Below are 14,875 nucleotides of genomic sequence, written 5' to 3'. Positions count from 1 at the left end.
AGTGAGCACGACAGAAACACCGCGCGGCCGCGTCGTCGTGGTGACCGGGGCCAGCGGCGGCGTGGGACGGGCCACGGCCCGGGCCTTCGCCGCCGGGGGCGACCGGGTCGCCCTGCTGGCCCGCGGAAGTGAAGGGCTCTCGGCCGCGGCCGACGACGTGCGGCGCGCCGGGGGCGAGGCCCTCGTCATCAGCGCGGACGTCTCCGACGCCGAGGCCGTCGACGACGCCGCCCAGCAGGTCGTCGACACGTTCGGACCCATCGACGTCTGGGTGAACAACGCCTTCACCGGCGTCTTCGCTCCGTTCACGGAGATCGACCCCGACGAGTTCCGCCGCGTGACCGAAGTGACCTACCTGGGCTATGTCTTCGGCACCCGGGCGGCCCTGCGCCACATGCTGCCGCGCGACCGCGGCACGATCGTGCAGGTCGGCTCCGCACTCGCCTACCGGGGCATCCCGCTCCAGTCGGCCTACTGCGGGGCCAAGCACGCGATCCAGGGCTTCAACGAGTCCCTGCGCTGCGAACTGCTGCACACCCGCAGTGGGGTGCGTACGACGATGGTGCAGCTGCCGGGCCTCAACACGCCCCAGTTCGACTGGGTGCTGAACCGCATGCGGGGCCGGGCCCGGCCGGTCGCACCCGTGTACCAACCGGAGGTCGCGGCCCGGGCGATCGTGTACGCGGCCTCCCACGCGGGGCGCCGGGAGTACTGGGTGGGCGCCTCCACGGCCGCCACGCTCCTCGCCAACGCCGTCGCCCCCGGGCTGCTGGAGCGTTATCTGGCGCGCACGGGCTTCGCGTCCCAGCAGGAGGGGGACCGGCACGACGAGCCGGCCAACCTGTGGGCCCCGGCCGACGGGCGGCAGGGCCGCGACTTCGGCGCGCACGGGCGGTTCGACGACGAGGCCGTCCACGCCAGCCCGCAGCAGTGGGTCTCACGGAACCGGCGGCGGATGGGCGCGGCCCTGACCGTGGGGGCGGCGGGCGCCCTGGCCGCACGCAAACTGGCCGGGCAGGCCCGCCGATAGGCGCACCTGCTCCGGTAGGCACACCTGTTCGCCCCCCTGGCTAGTCTGGCTGGTCTGTTCGTCCCCCCGCCCCCTGAGCGACCCGGTACTCCGCCACCTCTTGCGTCCGCAGCGTGAGCCCGTGGAGCGTCCGCCGTGTCCGTGCACACGGACACGGCGGGACGGTGGAGTTCCATCGGATCGCCCGGCCTCTCAGACGGCCTGCTGGAGCTGCGGCAGCACCTTCGTGCGGTAGAAGTCGAAGAAACCGCGCAGGTCCGGGCCGATCTGGTTGACGTAGACCCGGTCGAAGCCCGCGTCCGCGAACTGCTTCAGCTCGGCCACGTGCTCGTCCACGTCGTCGCCGCACACCCGGTTCTTCCGCACCATGTCCTCGGTGACCAGCTGCTGCGCCTGCTCGAAGTGCTTCGGGGAGGGCAGCACCTGGCCCAGCTCGCCGGGCAGCTGCTCGTTCGCCCAGAGCCGGTGGACGGTCGTCACGGCCTCGTCCTTGTCGGTGCCGTAGCAGACCTTGGTGCCACCGCTGACGAGTTTTCCGCCGCCTCCGCCCTTGCGGTACTGCTCGACCATCGTCTCGTCCGGCTGGATGGTGATGTAGCCGTCGCCGACGCGGGACGCGAGCTGGGTGGCCGCCGGGCCGAAGCCGGAGATGTCGATCGGGATCGGCTCGTCCGGGACCGTGTAGAGGCGGGCGTTCTCCACCGTGTAGTGCGGGCCGTGGTGATTGACCTCCTCGCCGGTGAACAGCCGGCGCATCACCTGGATGGCCTCCTCCAGCATGTCCAGACGGACGTGGGCCGGCGGCCAGTGGTCACCCAGGATGTGCTCGTTGAGCGCCTCGCCGGAGCCGACACCCAGCCGGAAGCGGTTCTCCGTCATCACCGCGCTGGTCGCCGCGGCCTGCGCCACCACCGCCGGGTGCATCCGCACGGTCGGGCAGGTCACCGCCGTCTCCACCGGCAGGGACACCGCCTCGGACAGCGCGCCGATCACCGACCACACGAACGGGCTCTGGCCCTGTGCGTCGTTCCACGGGTGGTAGTGGTCCGAGATCCACAGCGCCTGGAATCCGGCCTGTTCGGCCATCCGCGCCTGCTCGATCAGCTCGGCGGGGCCGTACTGCTCGCACGACAGGAAGTAGCCGTACTCGGTCATGGGGGAGTGCCTCCGCGACATCGGCGGTCCGTATCCCGCACCGGGTACCCGGGCGCGGGTCCGGAAACCGGCGGCGTTCGGCCGAGAGGGCCCCGGCGGACGTTTGGGTGCCCTGGCCAGGGGGACGCGGAAGGCTCCCGAGCTACGCGACAGCGCCGGAGGCGAGCGAACCGTGAGTCGACCCCGCATCGTGATCGTCGGTGCCGGTTTCGCCGGGTACCGCACGGCCCGAACCCTGTCCCGGGAGACCCGGGGCCGGGCGCACATCACCCTGCTGAACCCCACTGACTACTTCCTGTATCTGCCCCTGCTGCCCCAGGTCGCGGCCGGTGTCCTGGAGCCGCGCCGGGTCACGGTCTCCCTCTCGGACACGCTGCCGAACGTACGGCTGGTGCTGGGCGAGGCCGACCGGATCGATCTCGACGGACGGACCCTGCACTACACCGGGCCCGAGGGCGATGAGGGCACGCTCGCCTACGACCGGCTGGTGCTCGCCGCCGGCAGTGTCAACAAGCTGCTGCCGATCCCGGGTGTCGCCGAGTACGCGCACGGCTTCCGGGGGCTGCCGGAGGCGCTGTACCTGCGCGACCACGTGACCCGGCAGGTGGAGCTGGCGGCCGCCGCCGACGATCCCAAGGCGTGTGCCGCCCGGTGCACCTTCGTCGTGGTCGGCGCCGGATACACCGGCACGGAGGTCGCCGCGCACGGGCAGATGTTCACCGACGCGCAGGTCCGCAAGCACCCGCTGCGGCAGGGCATGCGGCCGCGCTGGATGCTGCTGGACGTGGCGCCTCGGGTGCTGCCCGAGATGGACGAGAAGCTGTCCGCCACCGCCGACCGGGTGCTGCGGCAGCGGGGCGTGGACGTGCGGATGGGCACCTCCGTGAAGGAGGCCACGCCCGACGGGGTCGTGCTGACCGACGGCGAGTTCGTCGAGACCCGGACGCTGGTGTGGTGCGTGGGCGTACGGCCCGACCCGCTGGTCGAGTCCCTCGGGCTGCCGATGGAGAAGGGGCGGCTGCTCGTCGACCCGCACCTGCAGGTGCCGGGCCGGCCCGAGCTGTTCGCCTGCGGTGACGTGGCCGCGGTGCCGGATCTGGAGAAGCCGGGGAGCTACACGCCGATGACCGCGCAGCACGCCTGGCGGCACGGCAAGGTCGCGGCGGAGAACGTCGCCGCCTCGCTCGGCCTCGGCGGCGCGCGCAAGCCCTACCGCCATCGCGACCTGGGTTTCGTCGTCGACCTGGGCGGTGCGAAGGCCGCCGCCAATCCGCTCGGCGTGCCCCTGTCCGGGGTGCCGGCGGGTGCGGTGACGCGGGGCTACCACCTCGCCGCGATGCCCGGCAACCGCGTCCGGGTCGCCGCCGACTGGCTGCTGGACGCGGTACTGCCGCGCCAGGCCGTGCAGTTGGGACTCGTCCGGTCCTGGTCCGTGCCGCTGGACACGTCCTCGCCGGAGCTGGCCCGGGTGCCGGGCGGGCCGGAGCGGCGGCAGGAGGCGAGCGCCCGGTCGGGGCCGGGGGCGGCGATCGCGGCGGACGCGCACGACGGGGGGACCGGCGCCGGATCCTCGCAGGGCCGGGCCGGAGAAGAGCCCGCGAAGGGGCAGCCCGGATCCGGGGCGACGCGGAACCAGCACCCGCCCGGATCCGGGACCGCACAGCGCCGGTCGGAAGAGGAGCTGGCCAAGGGCCGCCCCGGCGGCGGACCGACCAGGCACTGGCCGACCGACGAGCCCGCCAAGGGACCGGTCGGGGACGGGTCCGCCAAGGGGCATCTGGGTGGTGAGCCCGCGAAGGGGCGCTCCGGTGGGGAGCCGGCCAGGAACCAGCCCGGGGACGAGTCCGCAGAGGGACAGTCCGGTAGGGAGCCTGCCAGGAATCAGCCCGGCGGTGAACCGGCCAGGAACCAGCCCGGCGGTGAACCGTCCAGGAACCAGCCCGGCGGTGAGCCCGCCAGGAATCAGCCCGGGTCCACCCCGCAGCCCCCGGCCGACCAGCCACCCCCGGGCCCCGACACGGCCCCCGGTCCCGTCAAGCGATCCGACGTCCCGGACGACTCCGCGAAAGGAGACTCATGAACACCGGTGAACTCACCGACCTCGGACAGCAGCTGCGCGTGGACAGTGTCCGCGCTGCCGCCGCCGCGGGCTCCGGGCACCCGACCTCCTCCATGTCCGCGGCCGACCTGCTGGCCGTCCTGCTCGCGCATCACTTCCGCTACGACTTCGACCGCCCGGCCCACCCCGGCAACGACCGCTTCGTCCTCTCCAAGGGCCACGCCTCCCCGCTGCTGTACTCCGCGTACAAGGCGGCCGGCGCCATCGACGACGAGGAGCTGCTCACCTTCCGCAAGCTGGGCAGCCGCCTGGAAGGGCACCCCACGCCGCAGCGCCTGCCGTGGGTAGAGACGGCCACCGGCTCGCTCGGGCAGGGCCTGCCGGTCGGGGTCGGCATCGCGCTGGCCGGCAAGCGGCTCGACCGCACCGGCTACCGCACCTGGGTGCTGTGCGGCGACAGCGAACTGGCCGAGGGATCCGTGTGGGAGGCCGCCGAGCACGCCGGGTACGAGCACCTCGACAACCTCACCGTCATCGTCGACGTCAACCGGCTCGGCCAGCGCGGCCCGACCCGGCACGGCCACGACCTGGACGCCTACGCCCGCCGCTTCCAGGCCTTCGACTGGCACACCATCGAGGTCGACGGGCACGACGTGGACGCGATCGACCGCGCCTACGGCGAGGCCCTGTCCACCAAGGGCCAGCCCACCGCGATCCTCGCCCGCACCCTCAAGGGCAAGGGCGTCGAAGGGGTCCAGGACCGCGAGGGCCTGCACGGCAAACCGCTCCCCGAAGCCGACGAGGCGATCGCCGAACTCGGCGGCCCGCGCGACATCCGCGTCCAGGTGCAGGAGCCGCCCGCCGCCCGCATGCTGCACTCCGTCCACACCGGGAACTTCGAACTCCCGAAGTGGGACAAGGGCGAGGAGGTCGCCACCCGCAACGCCTTCGGCGAGGCGCTCGCCGCCCTCGGCACCGGCCGCGGCGACATCGTCGCCCTGGACGGCGAGGTCGGTGACTCCACCCGCGCCGAGTTCTTCGCCAAGGAGCACCCCGACCGCTACTTCGAGTGCTACATCGCCGAGCAGCAGCTGGTCGCCTCGGCCGTCGGACTCGCGGCCCGCGGCTGGGTGCCCTACGCCGCCACCTTCGCGGCGTTCCTGACCAGGGCGTACGACTTCATCCGGATGGCGTCCGTCAGCGGCTCCGGCATCAACCTCGTCGGCTCGCACGCGGGCGTCGCCATCGGCCAGGACGGACCCAGCCAGATGGGCCTGGAGGACCTGGCGATGCTGCGGGCGGTGCACGGCTCGACCGTGCTGTACCCCTGCGACGCCAACCAGACCGCGCGGCTCGTCGGCGCGATGGCCGGTCTGGACGGCGTCCGCTACCTGCGCACCTCGCGCGGCGAGAGCCCGGTGATCTATGGCCCGGACGAGGACTTCCCGGTCGGCGGGAGCAAGGTGCTGCGCTCCTCCGGCAGCGACCGGCTGACCCTCGTGGCGGCGGGCGTCACCCTGCACGAGGCACTGGCCGCCGCCGACGCCCTGGAGCGGGAGGGCATCCACGCGCGGGTGATCGACCTGTACTCGGTGAAGCCGGTCGACCGGGCCGCCCTGCGCAGGGCCGCCGAGGAGACCGGCTGCCTGGTGACCGTGGAGGACCACCACCCTGAGGGCGGTATCGGCGACGCGGTCCTGGAGGCCTTCGCCGACGGACGCCCCGTACCGCGCCTGGTCCGGCTCGCCGTGCGGAGCATGCCCGGCTCGGCCTCCCCGGACGAGCAGCTGCACGCCGCGGGCATCGACGCCGAGTCGATCGCGGCGGCCGGGCGACTGCTGGTGGAGGAGGCGGTCGTGCCGTGAGCGGCGGCGACGGCACGCGCAGGGTGCGGGCCGGTCGCCGCACCGTGGAGGTCCACCGGCCGGACAAGGTGCTCTTCCCCGGCGGCGGGGACGCCAAGGAGTACACCAAGGGCGATCTGGTGGACTACCACCGGGCCGTCGCGCCCTTCATGCTGCCCCACCTGCGCGGCCGTCCGCTGATGCTGGAGCGGCACCCGGACGGGCTCGACGGGCCCACGTTCATGCAGAAGAACACCCCGGACCACTACCCGGAGTGGATCACCCGCGTCGAGGTGACCAAGGAGGGCGGCACCGTCCGCCACGTCGTCTGCGACGACACCGCCACGCTCCTCTACCTCGTCGACCAGGCCAGCATCACCCTGCACCGCTGGCTGTCCCGCGCCGACAGCGTCGACCACCCCGACCGGCTGGTCTTCGACCTCGACCCGGCGGGGGACGACTTCGACGCCGTGCGCGAGGCCGCCCGGCTGCTGGGGGAGCTGCTGGACGAGCTGGAGCTGCCCTCGGCGCTGATGACCACCGGCTCACGCGGGCTGCACGTGATCGTGCCGTTGAACGGGCGGCACGATTTCGACGAGGTGCGTTCCTTCGCCCACGACGTCGCCGGAACCCTCGCCGGTGCCCACCCCGACCGGCTGACCACCGCCGCTCGCAAGAAGGACCGCGGTGAGCGGCTCTACCTCGACGTGCAGCGCAACGCCTACGCGCAGACCGCCGTCGCGCCGTTCACCGTCAGGCCCCGGCCGGGCGCGCCCGTGGCCACCCCGATCACCTGGGACCTGCTGGACGACCCGGAGCTGCACGCCCGCCGCTGGACCATCGCCGACGCCGTGGAGCAGGCTCGCACCAACCCCTGGTCGGGCCTGCTGAGCCGCGGCCGGGCGCTGGGACCGGCCAGGCGTCGACTGACCGCGCTGAGCGGCTGAATCACACCCGCCGCCCCCAGGCGGGTGGCAGATGCATGCATCTGTAGAGGTTTGGCGAACACGCTTGCGGCCACACGGAGGGGGAGGTGGCCATGTCGAACACAAGAAACACGCAAGAGTCACAGAGTTCACGGAACTCTCAGAACTCCCAGGGCTCCCAGAGCTCTCAGAATTCCCGCAAACCGACTGACAACGCGGCCGACGGCCGGCCGAGCCCCATGGAGGTGCTGCGTCAGGCGCGCGGCCAGCTCGCGGAGCTCACCGGCATGACCGCCGAGTCCGTGTCGTCCTTCGAGCAGACCGAGCAGGGCTGGGCGCTGGAGGTCGAGGTCCTCGAACTCGAGCGCGTGCCCGACACGATGAGCCTGATGGCGAGCTACCAGGTGGAGCTCGACACCCAGGGGCAGCTCACGGGGTATCGCCGCGTCCGCCGCTACGAGCGGGGGCGGTCCGACCCGCGAAGGACCGGCGGTCACTAGGCCGCCCGACCGGACCCGCACCCACAGACAAGGAGGGACATCCGGCATGACAGTCGTACCGGCACAGCAGACCGGCGGCGGAGGCGGCAGCAGCGGTCTCTACGACGTGCTCGAACTTGTTCTGGACAGGGGGCTCGTCATCGACGCATTCGTCCGAGTCTCCCTGGTCGGCATCGAGATCCTCAAGATCGACGTTCGCGTCGTCGTCGCCAGCGTCGACACCTACCTGCGCTTCGCCGAGGCGTGCAACCGGCTCGACCTGGAGGCCGGGCCGCGCAAGGACCCGGGCCTTCCCGACCTGGTCGGGGAGATGACCGAGTCCGGCGCGCGCGGCAAGTCCAAGGGGGCGCTGTCCGGCGCCGCCGAAACCATCTCCGACGCCTTCAAGCAGGCGCGTTCCGAAGGCTCCGAGCGTGAGACCGAGTCGCGTCCGCGGGCCCGCAAGAGCACGTCCGCCCGCCGGAAGGAGGAGCAGGAGTGAGCACCTACGTCTACGGCATCGCGGCGAGCTCGCACCCCGGGCTCCCCGAGGGCATGGGCGGCGTCGGCGATCCACCGCGCCCGGTGCGCATCCTGCGCGAGGGCGACCTGGCGGCCGTCGTCAGCGAGGCGCCCGAAGGGCTGCGGCCCAAGCGCAAGGACCTGCTCGCCCACCAGAACGTGCTCAGCGAGGCGGGCGCGGCCGGCTGCGTGCTGCCCATGCGGTTCGGCAGCGTCGCCCCGGACGACAACTCGATCACCTCGGTCCTCGCCGAGCGTGCCGAGCACTACAAGGAGCGCCTGCGGGCCCTCGACGGCCGGGTCGAGTACAACGTCAAGGCCAACCACGTCGAAGAGGCCGTACTGCACCAGGTGATGGCCGAGAACCCGGACATCCGCGGTCTCGCCGAGGCCAACCGCCAGGCGGGCGGCGGCAGTTACGACGACAAGATCAGGCTCGGCGAGATGGTCGCGGCCGCGGTCAAGGGCAAGGAGGCCGAGGATGGTGCCGCGCTGCAGCGCGCCCTGGAGCCGGCCGCCGACGACGTGAGCCTGGGCCCGGAGTCCACCGGCTGGCTGGCCAACGTGTCGTTCCTGGTGGACCGGGAGTCGGCCGAGTCCTTCCTGGCCGCGGTCGAGCAGGTGCGCAAGGACATGCCGCACCTGGAGGTGCGGATCAACGGACCGCTGCCGCCGTACAGCTTCGTCGAGCCCGGCCCGACCGAGCCGGCGGACACCGTGGCGAGCGGTTCGGACACCGGAGTGGGGTGACGCCATGGGTCTGATCTCGGAGGTGCTGCTGCTGCCGTTCGCCCCGGTGCGCGGCAGCGCCTGGGCCATCAGACAGGTAGTCCAGGAGGCCGAGCGGATCTACTACGACCCCGCCACGATCCGGGCCGAACTGGGCCGTCTTGAGGAGCAGTTGGAGGCCGGAGAGGTCACGGAGGAGGAGTTCGACCGCCTTGAGGACGACCTCCTCGACCGGTTGGAGATCGCTTCGCGCAGAAGCGCGGGAACAGGCAACGGGACGACACCATGAACCGAATGGGACTGGGTCTCGCCATAGGGGCCGGATACCTCCTGGGACGGACCAAGAAACTGAAGATGGCGATGGCCGTCGGCGGCCTGGTGGCCGGGAAGAAGCTGAATCTGAGCCCGCGCATGGTCGCGGACCTGGTCCAGCAGCAGCTGCGGAACAACCCGCAGTTCAAGGAGATCGGGGACCAGCTGCGGCAGGACCTGCGCGGTGTCGGCAAGGCGGCCTCCGGCGCGATGGTCGAGCGGCAGCTCGACGCCGTCGCCGACCGGCTGCACGGCCGTACGGCGCAGGTCCGCGACCAGCTGTCGGGCGTGGTTCCCGGCGCGGGCGACGCCGAGGACGAGGAGCCCGAGGCCGAAGAGGCCGAGGACTCCGGTCCGGAGGACGACGAGGAGCCGGAGCCGGCCCCGAAGGAGGCGGCGAAGAAGGCCCCCGCCAAGAAGGCACCCGCGAAGAAGACGGCGGGCAAGGCCCCGGCGAAGAAGGCACCCGCCAAGAAGACCGCAGGCAAGAAGGCGGCGGCGAAGAAGACCACGGTTGGGAACAGGGGCGGCAGCGCCCGGGCCCGGCTGCCGAAGGGAGGCGGCGAGTGATGACCGACACCCTCGGATCAGCGAGCTCCGCCGCGAACGGAGCGACGAAGAACCCGCTCACCGACCTGGCCCACAGCGAGGCCGCCGACCGGCTGAAGGCCGAACTGCAGGAGTATCTCGCCGCCCAGGCCACGCGCGTGCTGACCGGCGTGGGCCGCAAGCTCGGCGAGACCACCGGCAAGCTGAACGACATCGCCGAGGGCAACAGCCCCGGCTTCGCCAAGCTCGCCCTCACCGGCGGCCGCAAGCTCGCCGAGGGCAAGGGCCCGCTGCGCGCCGCCCTGGAGACCGGCGGGTCGAGCATCAAGGACAAGGTCACAGGCGCCTTCAAGAGCCTGGGCGGCGGCAAGGGGAAGGGCAAGGGCCGTTCCGGCAACAAGCCGACCGTCATCATCGAGCACATCGACATCGGTGTGCCCCTGCGCACCGCCTACGACCAGTGGACGCAGTACCAGGACTTCAGCACCTTCGCGAAGGGCGTCAAGAGCGCGCGGCGCGATGACGACACCCACTCCGACTGGCAGTTGAAGGTCTGGTGGTCCAACCGCAGCTGGAAGGCGCACACGACCGAGCAGGTGCCGGACAACCGCATTGCGTGGACCTCCGAGGGCGCCAAGGGCACCACGAAGGGCGTCGTCTCCTTCCACCGGCTCACCGACGACCTCACGCGCGTGCTGCTGGTCATCGAGTACTACCCGTCCGGCCTCTTCGAGAAGACCGGCAACATCTGGCGCGCCCAGGGCCGTCGAGCCCGGCTCGACCTGAAGAACTTCGTCCGCTTCATCACGATCAAGGGCGAGGCGGAGGACGGCTGGCGCGGCGAGATCCGCGACGGCGAGGTCGTCCGCAGCCACGAGGACGCGCTCGCCGAGGAGGAGTCCGAGGAGGAGCGCCCCGAGGACGAGGAACCCGAGGACGAGTACGCCGAGGATGAGGAAGAGGAGTCCGAGGAGGAGCCCGAGGGCGAGTACGAGGACGAAGCCGAGGCCGAGGCCGACGACGAAGAGGCCGAAGGCGAGGAGGAGCCCGAGGAAGAGGCTGAAGGGGAGTACGAGGAAGACGAGGACGAGGAGGCCGACGAGGCCGAGGATGCCGAAGTCGGGAGCCGTCGATGACAACGCCCAGCAGGATGCCCGAACCCTACGGCCATGGAAGCAGCGCCAACCTCGCTGACATCCTGGAGCGGGTGCTCGACAAGGGCATCGTCATCGCGGGCGACATCCGCATCAACCTGCTCGACATCGAACTCCTCACCATCAAGCTGCGTTTGATCGTCGCCTCCGTGGACAAGGCGAAGGAGATGGGCATCGACTGGTGGGAGACCGACCCGGCACTGAGCTCGCGGGCCCGCCGTGATGAACTGACCCGTGAGAACGCCGAGTTGCGCGAGAGGCTGGCCCGGCTGGAGGAACTGGAGCCCGGCCGCGCGCAGAAGAAGGAGGCACCGTGACCGGACTGCGGTACGTCTACGCCGTCTGCCGCCCCTTCGGTACGCCGCTCCAGTCCCAGCTGTCGGGCGTGGCGGGTGATCCGCCCAGAGCGCTCACCCACCACGGCCTCGTGGCCGTGGTCAGCCACGTACCGGAGCGGGACTTCGCGGAGGAACCGCTCCGCGCCCATCTGGAGGACCTGGACTGGCTCACCGAGACCGCCCGCGCCCACCAGGGCGTGATCGACGCGCTCACCACGGTCACGACCCCGCTGCCGCTGCGGCTGGGCACCGTCTTCCGGGACGACAGCGGCGTACGGACGATGATGGAGGCCCGCGAAGAGGACTTCCGGCGCACCCTCGACCGGCTGGAGGGCCGGGTCGAGTGGGGCGTGAAGGTGTACGCCGAGTCCGAACCGCAGGAGAGCGACCGGCCCGCGCAGAAAGCCACGTCGGGCCGCGACTACCTGCGGCAGCGGCGTATGCAGACCCGGTCGCACGAGGAGATGTGGCAGAAGGCGGAAAGCTTTTCGACCCGACTGCACGAAAAGCTTTCCGCATTCGCGGAGGATTCCCGGTTGCATCCCCCGCAGAATCCCGCGCTTTCCAAAGCGACCGGGCGGAACGTGCTGAACGCCGCCTATCTCGTGCCGCGTTCGCATTCCGAGGAATTCGTGGAAATGGTGGACCGCACGAAGGGCGAGCTTCCCGGAATGCGCGTGGAACTCACCGGCCCCTGGGCGGCCTATTCGTTCGCCGGGGAGGCAACATGACCGACGGGGAGAAGCCGTGACCGTAGTGGAACGCCGTGAGGTCGCCCTCGTGGACCTGCTCGACCGGCTGCTCGCCGGCGGCGTCGTGATCACGGGGGACATCACGCTGCGCATCGCCGACGTCGACCTCGTCCGTATCGACCTCAACGCGCTCATCAGCTCGGTGAACGCCCAGGTGCCCTCCCCGTTCGAGGAGTTGCTGTGACGTCGTCCGACCAGCCCGCGCAGGACCCGCGGCCGCGCCGCAACCGGCTGGACCTGGAACCCGACACGGTCGAGCGTGACCTGGTCAAACTCGTGCTCACGGTGGTGGAGTTGCTGCGCCAGCTCATGGAGCGCCAGGCGCTGCGCCGCTTCGACGTGGGGGACCTGAGCGAGGACCAGGAGGAGCGGATCGGCCTCACGCTGATGCTGCTGGAGGAGCGGATGGCGGAACTGCGCGACCGCTACGGACTGCGGCCCGAGGACCTCAATCTGGACCTCGGGCCGCTCGGACCGCTGCTGCCCCGCGACGGGGGCTAATTCACCACCTGTACCAGCGGCCCCTGCCTCCGGCCGCCGACGTACCACGGACGAAGAATCCAAGCAGCCACAGAACGAGAACCGCGAGCGCGATCCACCAGAGAACCTTCACTGCAAATCCGGCGCCGAACAGAACCAACGCCAGAAGCAGCACCAACAGGATGGGAACCATAATTCGAACCTCCTGCTTTTAGGGTGTCCCCGAATCGGCGTTTCAGGCGTCCTTCCGGCAGAGAATTTCTCCGTGCAGGACGCTGAACCAGCCGTCCTTCCTTTGCCCCCACTCCCGCCAGGCGTCGGCCACCTCCCGCAGCTCCGCCTCGCTCGCGTGCCCGCCCTGCCGGGCCCGGTCCGCGTACGCCGACGCCAAGGTCCGGTCGGCCCACAGCCCGCTCCACCAGGCCCGCTCCTCCCGCGCGGCGAACGTCCAGGTGCTGGAGGTCGCCGTGACGTCCGTGAACCCGGCTCGCAGCGCCCACGCCTTCAGCCGGCGCCCGGCGTCCGGCTCGCCGCCGTTGGCCCGGGCGACCCGGCGGTACAGGTCCAGCCAGTCGTCGAGCCCCTCGGACGCCGGAAACCAGGTCATGGCCTCGTAGTCGGCGTCCCGCACGGCGACCAGGCCCCCGGGCTTGAGCACGCGCCTCATCTCGCGCAGGGCCCCCACCGGATCCCCCACGTGCTGGAGCACCTGGTGGGCGTGCACCACGCAGAACGTGGCGTCCGGGTAGTCCAGGGCGTGCACGTCCGCGACCGCGAAGTCGACGTTGGCGAGCCCCCGTCCGGCAGCCGTGGCGCGCGCCCGCTCCAGGATCTCCGGCTCCCGGTCGACGCCGGTGACATGCCCGTCGGGCACGAGCCCGGCCAGGTCGGCGGTGATGGTGCCCGGCCCGCACCCGACGTCCAGGATCTTCATGTGGGGGCGGAGCGACGGCAGCAGATACGCGGCCGAGTTGGCGGCGGTCCGCCAGGTGTGCGAACGGAGCACCGACTCGTGGTGCCCGTGCGTGTAGACGGCGGTCTCCCGTGGTTCCGGCATGGCGGATCCCACCCCTTCGTGTCGGGTCGGCATGGGATCACGGTACGCAGTGTGGCCGCATATTGAGACCGCATTCCCAGCATCTGGACTGACGCCGTGTCAGTCGGACGGGATCGGCCGGTAGACGGTCAGCGCCTCGGGCAGCTTCTCCAAGGTCACGCGGCCCTCCACCTCGGTGACTTCACCGTCGTAGGCGAGGAGCGTGCCGGGCGCCACATGATCCAGCTGCAGCCGTTCCACCTGGACGGCGGCGTGGGCGGGGGAGCGGGTCAGCGGTCCCGCGAGAGCGGCGGCGAGCAGCCGGACCGCCGGCCGGCGACCGCCGTGCACGACCCGCACGTCGAGCTGCCCGTCCGCCAGGTCCCTCCGGCGCCCGGACGCCAGCCCCATGCGGTGATAGGTGCCGTTCCCGGCGAACAGCAGCCACAACGGACGCGTACGGCCCTGGACCTCGGCCTCCAGCGGGTGCCGGTCGGCCCGCAGTACGCGCAGGGCCGCGACCACCCCGGCGGGCCAGCCGCCGATCCGGTGCGACCAGCGCTCCCGCTCACGCACGAGCTCCGCGTAGACGCCGACACTGCACGTGTTGAGGAAGACGCCGTGCTCCGCGCCGCAGGAGTACCGGCCCACGTCCACGCGCACGGCCTCGCCCGCACGCAGCGCGCGGGCGAGATCGCGTACGTCCTCGATGCCCAGGTCGTAGGCGAAGTGGTTGAGGGTCCCGCCCGGCAGCACCGCGAGGGGCAGGCGGGCCCCGAGCGCGACACGGGCGGCGGCGTTCACGGTGCCGTCGCCGCCGCACACGCCGAGGACCCGGGCACGGGCGGCCGCCTTCTCCAACTCGGCGGGCACGTCTCCCGGCTCGCACTCGACGACCTCGGCCCGGGGGAGGGCGTCCCGCAGGGCACGGACCCGCTCCGCGCTCCCCGCGGCGGTGTTAGCCACCAGCACCAGCCCCGCGCCGTCCGGCAGCGCCGGGACCTCGGCGCGGGGCCGGGCCGGCGGAGCGACCTGGCCGCGCGTCGGCACCATGGCCCGTACGGCGAACGCGGCACCCACGCCCAGGGCGGCGCCCGCCAGGACGTCGCCCGGGACGTGCCGACCGCTGCCGGCTCGGGCGAGGACGACGGAGGCGGCCACCGGGACGACGACCGTGCCCCAGGCGGGGGACTCCAGGGCGACACCGGTCGCGAAGGCGGCGGCCCATGCGGCGTGCCCGGAGGGGAACGCGGTGGCGGTCGGCCGCCGCTTCCGCTGCCCCATCGCCGAAACCGGGCGCTTGCCGAGCGCGCTGACGGTGAGGGAGGCGAGGCCGAGCGAGGCCAGGCCGCGGGTCGCCGCGCGGCGGGCGCGGGGGGTGCGGGTCGCGGCGAGGGCGGCGGCGGCCGCGAACCACAGGGCGCCGTGGTTCGCGGGGCGGCTCAGGCGGGGCAGGACGGCGGGCGTCATGGGGTGCGGGTACCCGGAGGGGGGTGGACACACCGACCGG

17 protein-coding genes and 1 pseudogene are annotated in these 14,875 nt (G+C 72.0%); 14 read left to right on the top strand and 4 right to left on the bottom strand.

All coding sequences use genetic code 11. The features are described from left to right. Position 1: 1 nt before the first annotated feature. Positions 2–1,030 (top strand): SDR family oxidoreductase, encoded by a 1,029-nt coding sequence (locus tag AC07F0_RS23620; RefSeq protein WP_478981608.1) that lies wholly within the window; start codon positions 2–4, stop codon positions 1,028–1,030. Between the two features lie 192 nt (positions 1,031–1,222). Here the strand turns inward: AC07F0_RS23620 and AC07F0_RS23615 are convergent, their stop codons facing one another. Continuing rightward, positions 1,223–2,185 carry an LLM class F420-dependent oxidoreductase gene (locus AC07F0_RS23615; RefSeq protein WP_478981606.1) on the bottom strand — a complete coding sequence of 321 codons (963 nt, stop codon included), beginning with the start codon at positions 2,183–2,185 and terminating at the stop codon, positions 1,223–1,225. 172 nt (positions 2,186–2,357) lie between these two features. Here AC07F0_RS23615 and AC07F0_RS23610 point away from each other — a divergent pair, with 172 nt between their 5' ends. From AC07F0_RS23610 to AC07F0_RS23550, 13 genes are all read left to right on the top strand, one after another. Next, on the top strand, positions 2,358–4,265 hold the full coding sequence (locus AC07F0_RS23610) for an NAD(P)/FAD-dependent oxidoreductase (protein ID WP_478981604.1): 1,908 nt from the start codon (positions 2,358–2,360) through the stop codon (positions 4,263–4,265). Continuing rightward, the gene (locus tag AC07F0_RS23605) at positions 4,262–6,109 is read left to right on the top strand and encodes a transketolase (RefSeq protein WP_478981602.1); all 1,848 of its coding nucleotides are present in this window, start codon (positions 4,262–4,264) and stop codon (positions 6,107–6,109) included. Before AC07F0_RS23610 ends, AC07F0_RS23605 begins: the two co-directional genes overlap by 4 nt. After that, positions 6,106–7,035 carry a non-homologous end-joining DNA ligase gene (gene ligD, locus AC07F0_RS23600; protein WP_478981600.1) on the top strand — a complete coding sequence of 310 codons (930 nt, stop codon included), beginning with the start codon at positions 6,106–6,108 and terminating at the stop codon, positions 7,033–7,035. The genes AC07F0_RS23605 and ligD overlap by 4 nt, the downstream gene beginning before the upstream one ends. Before the next feature lie 92 nt (positions 7,036–7,127). Then, on the top strand, positions 7,128–7,514 hold the full coding sequence (locus AC07F0_RS23595) for a gas vesicle protein GvpO (protein WP_478981598.1): 387 nt from the start codon (positions 7,128–7,130) through the stop codon (positions 7,512–7,514). A 46-nt stretch (positions 7,515–7,560) separates the two neighbouring features. Further along, a complete protein-coding gene (locus tag AC07F0_RS23590; RefSeq protein ID WP_114256334.1) occupies positions 7,561–7,995 on the top strand; it encodes a gas vesicle structural protein GvpA in 435 nt (144 codons plus the stop codon). Then, positions 7,992–8,765, top strand: coding sequence for a GvpL/GvpF family gas vesicle protein (locus AC07F0_RS23585; RefSeq protein WP_478981597.1), 774 nt, complete (start codon positions 7,992–7,994; stop codon positions 8,763–8,765). Before AC07F0_RS23590 ends, AC07F0_RS23585 begins: the two co-directional genes overlap by 4 nt. A gap of 4 nt (positions 8,766–8,769) precedes the next feature. Then, the gene (locus AC07F0_RS23580; protein WP_436726209.1) at positions 8,770–9,033 is read left to right on the top strand and encodes a gas vesicle protein GvpG; all 264 of its coding nucleotides are present in this window, start codon (positions 8,770–8,772) and stop codon (positions 9,031–9,033) included. After that, a complete protein-coding gene (locus AC07F0_RS23575; RefSeq protein ID WP_478981595.1) occupies positions 9,030–9,626 on the top strand; it encodes a DNA primase in 597 nt (198 codons plus the stop codon). The genes AC07F0_RS23580 and AC07F0_RS23575 overlap by 4 nt, the downstream gene beginning before the upstream one ends. Beyond that, positions 9,626–10,741 carry an SRPBCC family protein gene (locus AC07F0_RS23570; protein ID WP_478981593.1) on the top strand — a complete coding sequence of 372 codons (1,116 nt, stop codon included), beginning with the start codon at positions 9,626–9,628 and terminating at the stop codon, positions 10,739–10,741. The genes AC07F0_RS23575 and AC07F0_RS23570 overlap by 1 nt, the downstream gene beginning before the upstream one ends. Next, complete coding sequence (locus tag AC07F0_RS23565; RefSeq protein ID WP_397622955.1) at positions 10,738–11,076, top strand: gas vesicle protein; 339 nt, start codon at positions 10,738–10,740, stop codon at positions 11,074–11,076. Before AC07F0_RS23570 ends, AC07F0_RS23565 begins: the two co-directional genes overlap by 4 nt. After that, the gene (locus AC07F0_RS23560) at positions 11,073–11,828 is read left to right on the top strand and encodes a GvpL/GvpF family gas vesicle protein (protein ID WP_478981591.1); all 756 of its coding nucleotides are present in this window, start codon (positions 11,073–11,075) and stop codon (positions 11,826–11,828) included. The genes AC07F0_RS23565 and AC07F0_RS23560 overlap by 4 nt, the downstream gene beginning before the upstream one ends. 16 nt (positions 11,829–11,844) lie before the next feature. Next, complete coding sequence (locus AC07F0_RS23555) at positions 11,845–12,033, top strand: gas vesicle protein (protein WP_003994122.1); 189 nt, start codon at positions 11,845–11,847, stop codon at positions 12,031–12,033. Next, positions 12,030–12,350 (top strand): gas vesicle protein K, encoded by a 321-nt coding sequence (locus AC07F0_RS23550; protein ID WP_356925355.1) that lies wholly within the window; start codon positions 12,030–12,032, stop codon positions 12,348–12,350. The genes AC07F0_RS23555 and AC07F0_RS23550 overlap by 4 nt, the downstream gene beginning before the upstream one ends. A gap of 1 nt (position 12,351) precedes the next feature. On the opposite strand, the gene AC07F0_RS23545 is transcribed toward AC07F0_RS23550, so the two are convergent. From AC07F0_RS23545 to AC07F0_RS23535, 3 genes and pseudogenes are all read right to left on the bottom strand, one after another. Further along, positions 12,352–12,522 carry a hypothetical protein gene (locus AC07F0_RS23545; protein ID WP_020270859.1) on the bottom strand — a complete coding sequence of 57 codons (171 nt, stop codon included), beginning with the start codon at positions 12,520–12,522 and terminating at the stop codon, positions 12,352–12,354. Between the two features lie 42 nt (positions 12,523–12,564). Then, on the bottom strand, positions 12,565–13,386 hold the full coding sequence (locus tag AC07F0_RS23540) for a class I SAM-dependent methyltransferase (protein WP_478981861.1): 822 nt from the start codon (positions 13,384–13,386) through the stop codon (positions 12,565–12,567). Between the two features lie 99 nt (positions 13,387–13,485). Beyond that, positions 13,486–14,829 (bottom strand): annotated as a pseudogene (locus AC07F0_RS23535) (diacylglycerol/lipid kinase family protein); the annotation flags it as partial. Between the last annotated feature and the right edge of the window lie 46 nt (positions 14,830–14,875).

This window comes from Streptomyces sp. NPDC045955 (genome assembly GCF_056430805.1).
This window is presented reverse-complemented; position numbering and strand designations above follow the sequence as displayed.

Excerpts from the sequence above, each read along its gene's own strand:
- AC07F0_RS23580 (WP_436726209.1), top strand. The coding sequence starts at position 8,770 with ATGGGTCTGATCTCGGAGGTGCTGCTGCTGCCGTTCGCCCCGGTGCGC.
- AC07F0_RS23570 (WP_478981593.1), top strand. The coding sequence starts at position 9,626 with ATGACCGACACCCTCGGATCAGCGAGCTCCGCCGCGAACGGAGCGACG.
- AC07F0_RS23565 (WP_397622955.1), top strand. The coding sequence starts at position 10,738 with ATGACAACGCCCAGCAGGATGCCCGAACCCTACGGCCATGGAAGCAGC.
- AC07F0_RS23605 (WP_478981602.1), top strand. The coding sequence starts at position 4,262 with ATGAACACCGGTGAACTCACCGACCTCGGACAGCAGCTGCGCGTGGAC.
- AC07F0_RS23595 (WP_478981598.1), top strand. The coding sequence starts at position 7,128 with ATGTCGAACACAAGAAACACGCAAGAGTCACAGAGTTCACGGAACTCT.
- AC07F0_RS23590 (WP_114256334.1), top strand. The coding sequence starts at position 7,561 with ATGACAGTCGTACCGGCACAGCAGACCGGCGGCGGAGGCGGCAGCAGC.
- AC07F0_RS23575 (WP_478981595.1), top strand. The coding sequence starts at position 9,030 with ATGAACCGAATGGGACTGGGTCTCGCCATAGGGGCCGGATACCTCCTG.
- AC07F0_RS23545 (WP_020270859.1), bottom strand. The coding sequence starts at position 12,522 with ATGGTTCCCATCCTGTTGGTGCTGCTTCTGGCGTTGGTTCTGTTCGGC.
- AC07F0_RS23540 (WP_478981861.1), bottom strand. The coding sequence starts at position 13,386 with ATGCCGGAACCACGGGAGACCGCCGTCTACACGCACGGGCACCACGAG.
- AC07F0_RS23615 (WP_478981606.1), bottom strand. The coding sequence starts at position 2,185 with ATGACCGAGTACGGCTACTTCCTGTCGTGCGAGCAGTACGGCCCCGCC.